The organism is Enterobacter sp. MEB024 (assembly GCF_030209635.1).
Classification (GTDB): Bacteria; Pseudomonadota; Gammaproteobacteria; order Enterobacterales; family Enterobacteriaceae; genus Enterobacter; species Enterobacter ludwigii.
The window spans coordinates 630,379-643,801 of sequence record NZ_JARVRQ010000002.1 but is presented as its reverse complement, the minus strand read 5'-3'; the positions used below and the strand labels follow the sequence as shown (position 1 = coordinate 643,801).

Here is a 13,423-nt window from a genome sequence, read left to right as displayed (position 1 = left end):
ATGAAGACGTTGTTTTCTGGTCGTTCAGATATGCCTTTCGCCATGCTGCTGTTGGCCCCCAGCCTGATTTTGCTGGGGGGCCTGGTGGCCTGGCCGATGATTTCCAATATTGAAATCAGCTTTTTACGTTTGCCGCTTAACCCGCGCATTAGCGCCGTGTTTGTCGGGCTGGATAACTATGTTCGTATCCTCAGCGATGGCGCATTCTGGCACTCCCTGTGGATGACGTTCTGGTACACCGCCCTGGTGGTGATGGGCAGCACGGTGCTGGGGTTGGCCGTTGCCCTCTTTTTTAACCGGGAATTTCGCCTGCGGAAAACGGCGCGTTCACTGGTGATTTTGTCCTACGTCACACCATCCATCTCGCTGGTGTTTGCATGGAAATACATGTTCAACAACGGCTACGGCATTGTGAACTATCTGGGTGTCGATCTGTTGCACCTGTATGACCAGGCGCCGCTGTGGTTCGACAACCCGGGCAGCAGTTTTGTGCTGGTGGTGCTGTTCGCCATCTGGCGTTACTTCCCCTACGCGTTTATCTCGTTCCTCGCGATATTGCAGACCATTGATAAATCGCTGTACGAAGCCGCGGAAATGGATGGGGCAAATGCCTGGCAGCGTTTTCGTATCGTCACGCTGCCCGCCATTATGCCGGTGCTGGCCACGGTGATTACACTGCGAACCATCTGGATGTTCTATATGTTCGCTGATGTTTATCTCCTGACCACCAAGGTCGATATTTTGGGCGTCTATCTCTACAAGACCGCATTTGCCTTCAATGACCTCGGGAAAGCCGCTGCCATCTCCGTGGTGCTGTTCGTGATCATCTTCGCCGTCATTCTGCTGACCAGAAAAAGGGTAAACCTCAATGGCAACAAATAAACGCGTACTGGGCCGTCTCGGTTTTTATCTGGGGCTGACGGTATTTCTGATCATCACGCTGTTCCCGTTCTTTGTGATGTTAATGACCTCGCTCAAGAGCGCGAAAGAGGCGATATCGCTCCATCCGACCATCCTGCCGCAGGCGTGGACGCTGCAGCATTACATCGACATCTTTAATCCGCTGATCTTCCCGTTTGTGGACTACTTCAGAAACAGCATGGTGGTCTCGCTGACCTCGTCGGTAATTGCCGTTTTTCTCGGCACGCTGGGGGCTTACGCGTTATCCAAACTGCGTTTTAAAGGACGCACGACAATCAATGCGAGTTTTTACACCGTCTATATGTTCTCGGGGATTTTGCTGGTGGTGCCGCTGTTCAAAATCATCACCGCGCTGGGGATCTATGACACGGAGCTGGCGCTGATTATCACCATGGTGACCCAGACGCTGCCGACAGCCGTCTTTATGCTGCGCAGCTATTTCGACACCATTCCGGATGAAATAGAAGAAGCCGCGATGATGGACGGGCTTAACCGCCTGCAAATTATCTTCCGCATTACCGTTCCGCTGGCGATTTCCGGCCTCGTGTCGGTGTTCGTCTACTGCTTCATGGTGGCATGGAACGACTACCTGTTTGCATCCATTTTCCTGTCCAGCGCCAGCAATTTCACCTTGCCGGTTGGGCTGAACACGCTCTTTAGCACGCCAGATTATATCTGGGGTCGGATGATGGCGGCATCGCTGGTGACAGCGCTTCCGGTGGTCATCATGTACGCACTGTCTGAACGTTTTATCAAAAGTGGTTTGACCGCCGGTGGCGTTAAGGGCTGAGGCGGCCAGTTTTAACTAGGAGTCAGTCATGAAAAAGTTAGTTGCGACAGCGCCTCGTGTAGCGGCGCTGGTGGAATATGAAGATCGTCCTGTTGCCGTCCATGAAGTGAAAATTCGTGCGCGCTTCGGCGCGCCAAAACACGGCACCGAAGTGGTAGATTTCCGTGCGGCAAGTCCCTTCATTGATGAGGAGTTTAACGCGGAGTGGCAGATGTTTACCCCGCGTGAAGAGGGCGCGGCGCGGGGCATTGAGTTTGGTAAGTTCCAGCTGGGCAACATGATTGTTGGCGACATTATCGAATGCGGCGATGACGTGACGGAGTACCAGACGGGCGACCGTGTCTGCTGCTATGGGCCGCTGCAGGAGACGGTCATCGTGAATGCCGTTAATAACTACAAGCTGCGCAAAATGCCGCAAGGGTCTTCCTGGAAAAATGCCGTCTGTTACGACCCTGCGCAGTTCGCCATGAGCGGCGTGCGTGATGCTAACGTGCGGGTAGGGGATTTTGTCGTTGTGGTCGGACTGGGTGCCATTGGGCAGATTGCGATTCAGCTGGCGAAAAAAGCCGGTGCATCCATCGTCATCGGTGTCGATCCTATCGAACATCGCTGCGAAATTGCCCGCCGTCACGGGGCCGATTACTGCCTCAATCCGTTTGGCACCGATATCGGTCTGGAGATTAAAAAACTGACCGGAAAGCAGGGCGCTGACGTGATTATCGAAACCAGCGGTTTTGCCGATGCATTGCAGTCTGCGCTGCGCGGGCTCGCCTACGGTGGAACGATCTCCTACGTGGCTTTCGCGAAACCGTTCGCAGAAGGGTTCAATCTGGGGCGTGAAGCCCACTTCAATAACGCGAAAATCGTTTTCTCGCGCGCCTGCAGCGAACCCAACCCGGATTACCCGCGCTGGAGCCGCAAGCGTATTGAAGAGACCTGCTGGGAACTGCTGATGAACGGTTATCTGAACTGCGAAGATCTGATTGACCCGGTTGTCACCTTTACCACCAGCGCTGAGAGCTACATGAAGTATGTCGATCAGCATCCGGAACTGAGCATCAAGATGGGCGTCACTTTTTAAGCTAAGGAGAGCATCAATGAAAATCGCAACGCAAAACCAGGCCTTTTTCCCGACTTCTATTCTGCAGAAATTCCAGTACATCAAAGCGATGGGTTTTGATGGCTATGAAATTGACGGCAAATTGCTGGTGGACAATCTCGATGAAGTGAAAGCCGCAATCACCGCCACGGGCCTGCCGGTGACCACCGCCTGCGGGGGATATGACGGCTGGATTGGTGACTTCATTGAAGAACGTCGTCTGAACGGATTAAAACAGATCGAACGCATCCTGGAAGCACTGGCTGAAGTGGGTGGAAAGGGGATTATTGTGCCCGCTGCCTGGGGAATGTTTACCTTCCGTTTGCCGCCGATGACCTCTCCACGCAGCCTGGCGGGTGACCGCGAAGCGGTGAGTGCTTCGCTGCGTTATCTGGATGAGGTGGCGGCGCGTACCGGGACCACCGTTTACCTTGAGCCGCTCAACCGCTACCAGGATCACATGATCAACACGCTCGCGGATGCGCGTCGCTATATCGAAGAAAACGCGCTCAGACATGTGCAGATCATCGGCGACTTTTACCACATGAATATCGAAGAAGATTCGCTAACAGAGGCGCTGCATCGCAACCGGGATCTGCTGGGTCATGTGCATATCGCCGATAACCATCGCTATCAGCCTGGCAGCGGGACGCTGGATTTTGCCACGTTGTTCGGGCAGCTTCGTGCGGACAACTATCAGGGCTACGTGGTGTATGAGTGCCGTGTCCGCGCCGACGATCCGGCCCAGGCTTACCAGGATTCACTCACGTATCTGCGTGAATGCTAAGGATGACGAGCGTGATGAGTGCTTCAACACCTTCGCTTCTGCGCGTCGCCATTATTGGCGCCGGGCAGGTCGCGGACAAAGTGCATGCCTCGTATTACGCCACACGCAGTGATGTTCAAATGGTCGCTGTCATGGACAGCGGCCTTGAACAGGCACAGGCGTTTGCGGAACGTCATGCAATTCCTTCGGTCTGGCAGAATGCATCTGAAATGCTGCAGGCGGTAAAACCTGATGTGGTCAGCGTCTGCTCGCCAAACCGGTTCCATTTTGAACATGTCATGGCGGCACTGGAGGCCGGATGTCATGTGATGTGCGAAAAACCGCCTGCCATGACGCCGCAACAGGCTGACCAGATGCGCAGGGCGGCCCGTAAAGCGGGAAAAGTACTGGCGTATGATTTTCACCATCGGTTTGCGCTCGACACGCAGCTGCTTCGTGACGCTGTCACAAACGGAGCGTTAGGTGAGATCTACTTTACGTCGGCGCAGGCGCTGCGTCGTTGCGGCGTGCCGGGCTGGGGCGTCTTTACGAACAAATCGCTACAGGGTGGCGGACCGCTGATCGATATCGGTATTCATATGCTGGATGCCGCGATGTATGTGCTGGGTTTCCCGGCGGTAAAAAGGGTGACCGCCCACAGCTTCCAGAAGCTGGGGAACCGTAAAAACAGTGGACAGTTTGGCGAGTGGGATCCCGCCCGGTTTACCGTTGAAGATGCTCTGTTTGGCACAATTGAATTCTGCAATGGCGGCGTTCTGCGCCTGGATACGTCGTTTGCGCTGAATATCCGTGAGCAGTCGATCATGAATGTTTCATTCTGTGGCGAAAAGGCGGGGGCCACGCTCTTCCCGGCTCACATTTACCACGATGAGGCGGGCGTTTTACAGACCCTCATGCAGCGTGATGAGGCAGACGACCAGCGTCACCTGCGCAGCATGGAGGCGTTTGTACGCCATGTGCTGGGAGAGCCGGTTATGATCGCAGATGCGGAACAGGGGCTGGTTATCCAGCAACTTGTTGCCGCGCTTTATGAATCGGCGGATACAGGGGAAAGCGTGACGTTATGCTGAATGTGTCTGTTTTAACCGAACCGGGCTTCTCTCCCCACAGTCTGAATAAATACGCCTCCATCATGGCTTGCGGCAATGGCTACATGGGCATTCGCGCGGCACACGAAGAGGATTACACCCAGCAAACCAGGGGCATGTATCTCGCCGGGCTTTATCATCGCGCAGGTCGCAATGAGACCACGGAGTTAATCAACCTGCCGGATATTACCGGTATTGAGGTTGAACTGGATGGTGTGAATTTTACCCTGCTTTCCGGGGCGCTTCTTGAGTGGCAGCGCGAGCTGGCGTTTGCCAATGGTGAACTGCGTCGCAGCGTGCTCTGGCGCTCGCCCGACGGGAAACGCTATCGCCTGGAGAGCCGTCGTTTCGTTTCTCTCGCTCAGCTGCCGTTAGTGGCAATGCAACTCGCCATCACTCCCCTTGATGGGCCCTCGCAGGTGGTGTTGAAAACCGGAATCGATGCGACGCAAACCAACAGCGGCAGGCAGCATCTGGATGAGATTTCAGTCCGGGTGTTCGACCAGAACTGTATGCAGGGCGTGTATGAAACGCAGGACCGGGTTTCTGATGTCGTTATATCCGCGTTCTGCCGGCTTTCAGCGGGTAGCGAAAGCTGCTTTACCGCTAAAAATCGTCGCATCAGTGCGCATTACGCCCTGAACGTTTCGCAGGGTGACACTGTCACGCTTGAAAAGATCGTCTGGGTCGCCCACCGCAGTGACAAAGCCCTTTCGCAGGCGTCGTTTGCGCGTAACGCACTGGCCGAACTCAAGGTGTGCGCAGCGCGAGGCTACGCATCGTTGCTGGAGAGCTCTGCCTGCGCCTGGGAAGACGTCTGGCGAGATGCGCGGGTAGCGGTAACGTCTGCGGAACCGCAGGATCAGCTCGCGCTGGATTATACCGTCTGGCATCTGACCGCCATGACGCCTGCCGACAATGAGCGCTGCAGTATCGCCGCGAAAGGATTGACCGGCGAAGGGTATAAAGGCCACGTCTTCTGGGATACCGAAATTTTCCTGCTGCCTTTCCATCTCTTTACGCGTCCGCAGGTCGCCCGCAGTCTGCTGCGTTATCGCTGGCTCAACCTGGCCGGGGCTCGTGAAAAAGCGCGTCGCAACGGCTGGCCTGGCGCACTTTTCCCCTGGGAGAGCGCCGCGAGCGGTCAGGAGGAAACGCCGGAATATGCAGCAATCAACATCCGCACGGGCACGCGCCAGAAAGTGGCCTCTGCGCTGGCAGAACATCACATTGTGGCGGACATTGCCTGGGCTGTCGTGGCCTACTGGCAGGCGACACATGATGACGCTTTTATGCGTAACGAAGGGCTGACGCTACTGATAGAGACGGCAACGTTCTGGATGGGGCGGGCGACGGAAGTCAATGATCGCCTGGAAATCCACGATGTGATCGGGCCGGATGAGTACACGGAGCACGTCAATAACAATGCCTACACCAACTATCTGGCCTGGCACAATGTCGCCTGTGCGCGCCAGTTTATGGCGATGTTCAATCGTGAAGATGATGGCTTCATGGAGAATGCCAGCCGGTTTATGTCCCGTTTGTGGTTACCGCAAGCCAACGCAGAAGGGGTCCTTCCTCAGGATGATACCTTCATGGCGAAACCGGCTATCGATCTGATCCGCTATAAGGCGAAAGCGGGTAAACAGACCATTCTGCTCGATTACTCCCGCGCGGAAGTGAACGAGATGCAGATCCTTAAACAGGCCGACGTGGTGATGCTCAACTACCTGCTGCCGGAACGGTTTACCCCACAGCAGTGTGCTGCCAACCTGGCGTACTACGAGCCGCGTACCATACACGACTCTTCGCTGAGCAAAGCGATTCATGGAATTGTTGCTGCCCGGTGTGGCGATACGGAAAGGGCCTACGCCTTCTGGCGCGAGGGTGTCGCCATCGATCTGGGCGACGATCCGCACAGCTGCGATGACGGGATTCATGCTGCCGCCACCGGGGCTATCTGGTCCGGCGTTATTCAGGGATTTGCCGGCATGCAGATCGTCCAGGGTGAATTGCATCTTGCCCCGAAGCTGCCTGCCCACTGGCGAAAACTGGCTTTCCCGCTGCGATGGAGAAACGCGCGCATGCACTTCACGTTTGAAAATGATGTTTTAACGATTGAAACCACTGCACCGGTGACCTTAACGCTGTGGGGTAAAACCCTGTGCATAACGGATCGGCAGGTCTGTTCTTTCAGGGATTTTTTTACATCTCTTGGTGGGACCGCTACCACAGGAGCAAATCATGAAGCCTGAGGCCGTTGTCTTTGATCTTGATGGTGTGATCACCGATACCGCGCATCTGCATTTTCTGGCCTGGCGTGCCGTGGCGCAGGAAATTGGCATCTCGCTCGACGTGGCGTTCAACGACGAGCTGAAAGGGATAAGCCGTATGGAATCGCTGCAACGGATCCTGCGCCATGGCGGAAAAGAGGGGGAGTTTAACGACCAGCAGCGGCAGGCGCTCGCGGATAAAAAGAACGCGCGCTACGTCGGGTCTCTGGCGTCGTTGACGCAGGATTCTCTGCTTCCGGGCATCCGCGAGGTGCTGGCGGAAATTCGTGCGGCGAACGTCAAAATCGGGCTGGCCTCAGTGTCCCTTAACGCCCCCGGTATTTTGCAGGCGCTGGGCATTGAGAGGGCTTTTGATTTCTGCGCCGATGCCTCGCGCATTGCCCGCTCAAAACCGGACCCGGAGATCTTTCTTGCGGCCTGCGCCGGGCTGAACGTGCGCCCCGAGCAGGCTATTGGAATCGAAGATGCTGCAGCCGGCGTTGAGGCAATCAACGCGGCGGGAATGCTCTCGGTCGGGATTGGACCTGGCCTGAACCATGCGGGATTACAACTTCATTCAACGCAGGAACTGACCTGGAAATGCCTGACGGATTTCTGGGCATCCCGAACGGTAATGATAAGGAATTAAAAATGGCTCAACTGTCTCTGAAACATATTCAGAAAATCTACGATAACCAGGTCCATGTGGTTAAGGATTTTAACCTCGAAATTGAGGACAAGGAGTTTATCGTCTTTGTGGGTCCCTCGGGGTGCGGTAAATCGACGACGCTTCGTATGATTGCCGGGCTGGAGGAGATCTCCGCCGGTGAGCTGGTGATTGACGGTGTCTGTATGAACGATGTGCCCGCCAAGTCCCGCGACATTGCGATGGTTTTCCAGAACTATGCGCTTTATCCGCATATGACGGTTTACGACAACATGGCGTTTGGCCTGAAGATGCAGAAAATTGCCCCTGCGGTCATTGAAGAGCGCGTGAACTGGGCGGCACAAATCCTGGGGTTGCGTGATTACCTCACGCGTAAACCTGGCGCATTGTCGGGTGGGCAACGTCAGCGCGTGGCGTTAGGAAGGGCGATTGTGCGCGAAGCCGGCGTCTTCCTGATGGATGAACCGCTTTCTAACCTCGACGCCAAGCTGCGTGTGCAAATGCGCGCTGAAATCAGCAAGCTGCACCAGAAGCTCAACACCACAATGATTTACGTGACCCACGATCAGACGGAAGCGATGACGATGGCGACCCGCATTGTGATCCTCAAGGATGGCGTTATTCAGCAGGTGGGGGCACCTAAGCAGGTCTACAACGAACCGGCGAATATGTTTGTGGCGGGCTTCATCGGATCACCGGCAATGAATTTTATTCGGGGCGCGATAGACGATCGCTATTTCGTGACGGAAACGCTGCGTCTGGAGATACCTGAAGACACGCTGGCGGCGGTGAATGCCGCCGGATATCAGCGTAAAGCCGTGGTCTTTGGGATCCGGCCGGAAGATATTCTGACGCTGCAAAACCGTGGGGATGATATTGCGGCAAAAGTCAGCGTGGCCGAACTGACCGGGGCTGAGTTCATGCTCTATGCCACCGTGGGCGGGCATGAGCTGGTCGTTCGTGCAGGAGCGGTAAATGATTATGCGGCGGGGGATAATATCGGCATCCAGTTCGATATGAATAAATGTCATTTCTTCGACGCTGATACTGAAGTGGCTATTAGATAAGAAAGGCGTTCGCCGGAAATGCAAATTTCCGGTTTTTTTTGAGTTAATTATAAAGGGAACATTTAAATGAGTACTCTACTAAGAAGTGCTGCGCTCGTTCTGTGCGCAGGGGTTAGCTGCGCGCACGCAACGGAATCAGCAAAACACTGGGAATTTAATATCGGTGCCATGTATGAAATTGAAAACGTCGAAGGTCAGGGCGACGATAAAGATGGATTATATGAACCCTCTGTGTGGTTTAATGCCACGTGGGATGCCTGGACCCTTTCGCTGGCAATGTATCAGGAAGGACCGGTTGATTACAGCAGCATGACCCGTGGGACCTATTTTGACCGTCCGGAATTTGAATTACGCTATCGCTTTATTGGCACCGATGATTTTACACTCGGGTTGACCGGCGGTTTCCGTAATTACGGTTATCACTTTAAAGATGAACACGGTGCCAAAGACGGTAGCGCAAATATGCAGCGTTACAAAATTCAGCCCGACTGGGATATTAAATTGTCCGACGACTGGCGTTTTGGTGGCTGGTTTGCCATGTATCAGTTTGCGAATGACCTGGAAAAAACCGGTTATGCCGACAGCCGTGTAGAAACGGAAACGGGTTTTACCTGGACCATTAATGAAACCTTCTCTGCAAAAGTGAACTATTATCTTGAGCGCGGTTTCAATATGGACAGTTCACGTAATAACGGCGAGTTTTCAACGCAGGAAATTCGCGCGTATCTGCCTGTTTCATTAGGCCAGACGACGCTCACGCCATATACCCGTCTGGGGCTGGATCGCTGGTCGAACTGGGACTGGCAGGACGATCCCGATCGTGAAGGACACGATTTCAACCGACTGGGTTTACTGTACGCGTATGACTTCAACAATGGATTATCCATGACGCTGGAATACGCCTACGAATGGGAAAACCATGACGAAGGCGACAGCGACCGTTTCCACTACGCGGGTGTTGGCGTTAATTACGCGTTCTGACAGACCGGATGCCAGGGGCTTTCAGCCCCTGGTTTTAGCGAAGAGAGGGCGCTAACGTAAAGCGGGTATCGACAAGCACTTTTTGTGGCGCAGGCTGACCGGCGATACGCCTGAAAAGAAGATTGCAGCTCTCTTCACCCAGCTTGCGGGTTGGGATATCAAAGCCCCCGGGTGCTGGCGTTAAAATGAGGGAGAGCATCGGGTCACTGTATCCTGCAATCACAACCTGCTCGGGGATCCTCAGATCCAGAGTATCCGCCGCGCGATAAAGGCTGAGTAACTTCATGCTGTCGGTGGCAAATACCGCATCAGGTGGCGTGGCCGAGGAGAGCAATTCTGTGGCCGCGGCAAGCGCGCTTTCATGGGTATATCCGCCGTCGATGATCCACGCCGGGTTAATGGCGATGCCGTGCTTTTCAAGGCTGGCTTTATAACCGGCAAGACGATCAATCGAAACATGATAATTGAGCGGCGCATGCAGACAGGCAATGTTACGTCGGCCATTTTTAATAAAGGTTTCTGTTAGCGTGGCGCTGTCGTGAAAATTATCCGTGTCGACCGAGTAAATATTCTGAAAATCACCTTCGACTTTCCCGATGACGACCACCGGTACGCCATAAGCATCCAGCGTTGTGAAAAAGGATTCATTTGCCGGTGAGCTCAGCATGATGATCCCTTTAATCATTTTTTGTTTTATTTTACTTTCGCATTTCAGCAGATCGTCTTCACTGCTTTTCGAGGTTTGCAAAATAACGTCAAAACCTTCCTCTTCAGCTTTGGCTGTAATGGCATGCAGAACATCAGAGAAAAAAGGGTTGCCGGCGGTGGTTTTCGTCGAGCGTGTCGAAATAACCATAATGGCGTCGAAGCCAGAAGAGGTCAGGGCGCGGGCGAGTTTATTGGGTTGATAATTTAATTCGTCAATCGCCTTCAACACTTTTTCACGCGCTTCAGGAGAAATATTCGTTTGTTTATTCAGAACGCGGGAGACGGTTGATTTCGAAACGCCGGCAACCCGTGCGATATCATAGATGGTGGGTGACATACACCTTACTCACTCCTGACTAACAGCAATGTCGTTCATCTTACTGGAGAGAAAACGGCAATAGCAATAAATAAGAATTGATAATCAACGATCTGCCCCCATTTATTGTATTCTGAAGCAATGTATTTGAGGCTTCCGGGCAATGAAGGACGGCGATGAAGCGACTTAAGAACGAACTCAATTCACTGGTGAACCGTGGCGTTGACCGTCATCTGCGTCTGGCGGTGACGGGGCTGAGCCGCAGCGGCAAGACGGCGTTTATCACCGCGATGGTGAACCAGCTGCTTAACCTGCACAGTGGGGCGCGGCTGCCGCTGCTGAGCGCCGTGCGGGAAGAGCGCCTGCTGGGGGTTAAACGTGTGCCTCAGCGCGATTTTGGCATTCCCCGCTTTACCTATGATGAAGGGCTGACTCAGCTTTATGGTGAACCGCCCACTTGGCCGACGCCGACGCGCGGGGTGAGTGAAATTCGCCTCGCGCTGCGTTTTCGCTCTAATGAATCCCTGATGCGCCACTTCAAGGATACCTCCACCCTGTATCTGGAAATTGTGGATTACCCCGGTGAGTGGTTGCTCGATTTACCTATGCTGGCACAGGATTATCTCAGCTGGTCACGGCAGATGACGGGGCTGTTGCAGGGCAACCGCGCCGAGTGGTCGACGAAATGGCGAAAACTGTGCGAAGGCCTGGATCCGCTGGCGCCTGCCGATGAAAACCGGCTGGCGGCGATTGCCGAGGCCTGGACGGAGTATCTGCATCAGTGTAAGCAGGAAGGGCTGCATTTCATCCAGCCGGGCCGTTTTGTTCTGCCGGGAGATTTGGCGGGCGCACCTGCGCTGCAGTTTTTCCCGTGGCTGGACGTGGATGGCATCGGGGAGTCAAAACTGGCCCAGGCGGACAAACACACTAACGCCGGAATGCTGCGCGAGCGTTACAATTACTACTGTGAAAAAGTGGTGAAAGGTTTTTATAAAAACCACTTTTTACGTTTTGATCGCCAGATTGTGCTGGTGGATTGCCTGCAACCGCTGAACAGCGGGCCGCAGGCCTTCAACGATATGCGCCTGGCGCTGACACAGTTAATGCAAAGTTTTCACTACGGGCAGCGCACGCTGTTTCGCCGTCTCTTCTCACCCGTTATCGACAAGCTGCTGTTTGCGGCCACAAAAGCCGATCACGTGACGGTCGATCAGCATGCCAATATGGTGTCGCTGCTGCAGCAACTGGTGCAGGACGCCTGGCAGAATGCCGCGTTCGAAGGGATCAGCATGGATTGCCTCGGACTGGCTTCCGTACAGGCGACACAGAGTGGGTTGATTGACCTTAATGGCGAGAAAATACCGGCATTGCGCGGGAATCGTCTTAGCGACGGCGAACCGCTTACTGTCTATCCGGGCGAAGTGCCCGCCCGCCTTCCGGGGCCGGCCTTCTGGCAGAACCAGGGCTTCCAGTTTGAAGCCTTCCGCCCGCAGGCCATGACGGTCGATCAGCCGTTACCGCATATCCGTCTGGATGCGGCGCTGGAGTTTTTGATTGGAGATAAATTGCGATGACGGAACCGTTAAAACCGCGCATTGATTTTACCGGAACGCTTGAGCAAGAGCACCCGGAGGCGTTTAAAACTGCGCAGACGTTTAATGGCCCGCAGGCAGATAATTTTGCCCCGGCGCTGACCGAAGAGCTGCTTGTTGAAGAGGGGCCGGCTGAAGCGGTCGTGGAAGCCGCGCTACGCCCAAAACGCAGCCTGTGGCGAAAGATGGTGACTGCCGGGCTGGCGTTGTTTGGCGTCAGCGTGGTTGGGCAAGGCGTCCAGTGGGCAGTCAACGCCTGGCAAACCCAGGATTGGGTCGCGTTGGGCGGCTGCGCTGCCGGTGCTCTGATTGTGGGGGCGGGTGTCGGGTCTGTTGCGACCGAGTGGCGTCGCCTGTGGCGCCTGCGACAGCGCGCCCATGAGCGTGATGAAGCGCGGGATCTGCTCCACAGTCACGGAACCGGCAAAGGCCGCGCGTTTTGTGAAAAGCTGGCCAGTCAGGCGGGTATTGACCAGTCACACCCGGCGCTTCAGCGCTGGTATGCCGCTATCCATGAAACCCAGAACGATCGTGAAGTGGTGACGCTGTATTCCCACATGGTGCAGCCGGTGCTGGATGCCCAGGCGCGGCGCGAAATCAGCCGCTCTGCTGCGGAATCAACCCTGATGATTGCTGTCAGCCCGCTGGCGCTGGTGGATATGGCGTTTATCGCCTGGCGTAACCTGCGTCTGATTAACAGGATTGCTGCTTTATACGGTATTGAGCTGGGGTACTACAGCCGCCTTCGCTTGTTCCGTCTGGTATTGCTCAACATCGCCTTTGCCGGAGCAAGCGAGCTGGTGCGGGAAGTGGGGATGGACTGGATGTCGCAGGATCTGGCGGCGCGTCTCTCTGCCCGTGCCGCGCAGGGTATTGGTGCCGGTTTGTTGACCGCCCGTCTGGGCATCAAAGCGATGGAAGTGTGCCGTCCACTGCCGTGGATTGATGGCGATAAGCCGCGATTGGGGGATTTCCGACGTGAGTTAATCGGTCAGCTCAAAGAGACGCTCAATAAAAAACCGGTTCAGTAGCCGGTTTGGTCATTAATCGTGCTGGCTGTCAATATTTGTTGACAGCCATCTTCCCGATCACCGTGTTCTGACATATCATTTTAATGTTATTGGCTTAAAACGG

General features: G+C 54.8%; 12 protein-coding genes. 11 read left to right on the top strand and 1 reads right to left on the bottom strand.

The features are described 5' to 3' along the window. The 9 genes from QRN24_RS05225 (at window position 1) to QRN24_RS05185 (ending at window position 9,673) form a co-directional block, all read left to right on the top strand. Window positions 1–882, top strand: coding sequence for a carbohydrate ABC transporter permease (locus QRN24_RS05225; RefSeq protein WP_134178758.1), 882 nt, complete (start codon window positions 1–3; stop codon window positions 880–882). Then, a complete protein-coding gene (locus QRN24_RS05220) occupies window positions 869–1,711 on the top strand; it encodes a carbohydrate ABC transporter permease (protein ID WP_284942446.1) in 843 nt (280 codons plus the stop codon). Before QRN24_RS05225 ends, QRN24_RS05220 begins: the two co-directional genes overlap by 14 nt. Before the next feature lie 28 nt (window positions 1,712–1,739). Further along, window positions 1,740–2,792, top strand: a complete 1,053-nt coding sequence (ycjQ, locus tag QRN24_RS05215) for a D-guloside 3-dehydrogenase (protein WP_284942444.1) — start codon at window positions 1,740–1,742, stop codon at window positions 2,790–2,792. 16 nt (window positions 2,793–2,808) lie between these two features. Continuing rightward, window positions 2,809–3,597, top strand: a complete 789-nt coding sequence (gene ycjR / locus QRN24_RS05210) for a 3-dehydro-D-guloside 4-epimerase (protein ID WP_121339617.1) — start codon at window positions 2,809–2,811, stop codon at window positions 3,595–3,597. An 11-nt stretch (window positions 3,598–3,608) separates the two neighbouring features. Further along, complete coding sequence (gene ycjS / locus QRN24_RS05205; protein ID WP_025204017.1) at window positions 3,609–4,667, top strand: D-glucoside 3-dehydrogenase; 1,059 nt, start codon at window positions 3,609–3,611, stop codon at window positions 4,665–4,667. Continuing rightward, window positions 4,661–6,940: a glycoside hydrolase family 65 protein gene (locus QRN24_RS05200; RefSeq protein ID WP_284942443.1), complete on the top strand. Its 2,280-nt coding sequence runs from the start codon at window positions 4,661–4,663 to the stop codon at window positions 6,938–6,940. The genes ycjS and QRN24_RS05200 overlap by 7 nt, the downstream gene beginning before the upstream one ends. Beyond that, on the top strand, window positions 6,930–7,607 hold the full coding sequence (pgmB, locus tag QRN24_RS05195; RefSeq protein ID WP_020882465.1) for a beta-phosphoglucomutase: 678 nt from the start codon (window positions 6,930–6,932) through the stop codon (window positions 7,605–7,607). The genes QRN24_RS05200 and pgmB overlap by 11 nt, the downstream gene beginning before the upstream one ends. A gap of 2 nt (window positions 7,608–7,609) precedes the next feature. Continuing rightward, complete coding sequence (locus QRN24_RS05190; protein WP_059305684.1) at window positions 7,610–8,692, top strand: ABC transporter ATP-binding protein; 1,083 nt, start codon at window positions 7,610–7,612, stop codon at window positions 8,690–8,692. Window positions 8,693–8,758: 66 nt separating this feature from the next. Next, a complete protein-coding gene (locus tag QRN24_RS05185) occupies window positions 8,759–9,673 on the top strand; it encodes an OmpG family monomeric porin (protein WP_025204021.1) in 915 nt (304 codons plus the stop codon). 34 nt (window positions 9,674–9,707) lie between these two features. On the opposite strand, the gene QRN24_RS05180 is transcribed toward QRN24_RS05185, so the two are convergent. Beyond that, window positions 9,708–10,718, bottom strand: a complete 1,011-nt coding sequence (locus QRN24_RS05180; RefSeq protein WP_059306831.1) for a LacI family DNA-binding transcriptional regulator — start codon at window positions 10,716–10,718, stop codon at window positions 9,708–9,710. A 155-nt stretch (window positions 10,719–10,873) separates the two neighbouring features. On the opposite strand from QRN24_RS05180, the gene QRN24_RS05175 reads away from it, so the two are divergent. Continuing rightward, the gene (locus QRN24_RS05175) at window positions 10,874–12,271 is read left to right on the top strand and encodes a YcjX family GTP-binding protein (protein WP_284942441.1); all 1,398 of its coding nucleotides are present in this window, start codon (window positions 10,874–10,876) and stop codon (window positions 12,269–12,271) included. Beyond that, window positions 12,268–13,320 (top strand): YcjF family protein, encoded by a 1,053-nt coding sequence (locus tag QRN24_RS05170; protein WP_020882470.1) that lies wholly within the window; start codon window positions 12,268–12,270, stop codon window positions 13,318–13,320. The genes QRN24_RS05175 and QRN24_RS05170 overlap by 4 nt, the downstream gene beginning before the upstream one ends. The last annotated feature ends 103 nt before the right edge of the window (window positions 13,321–13,423 follow it).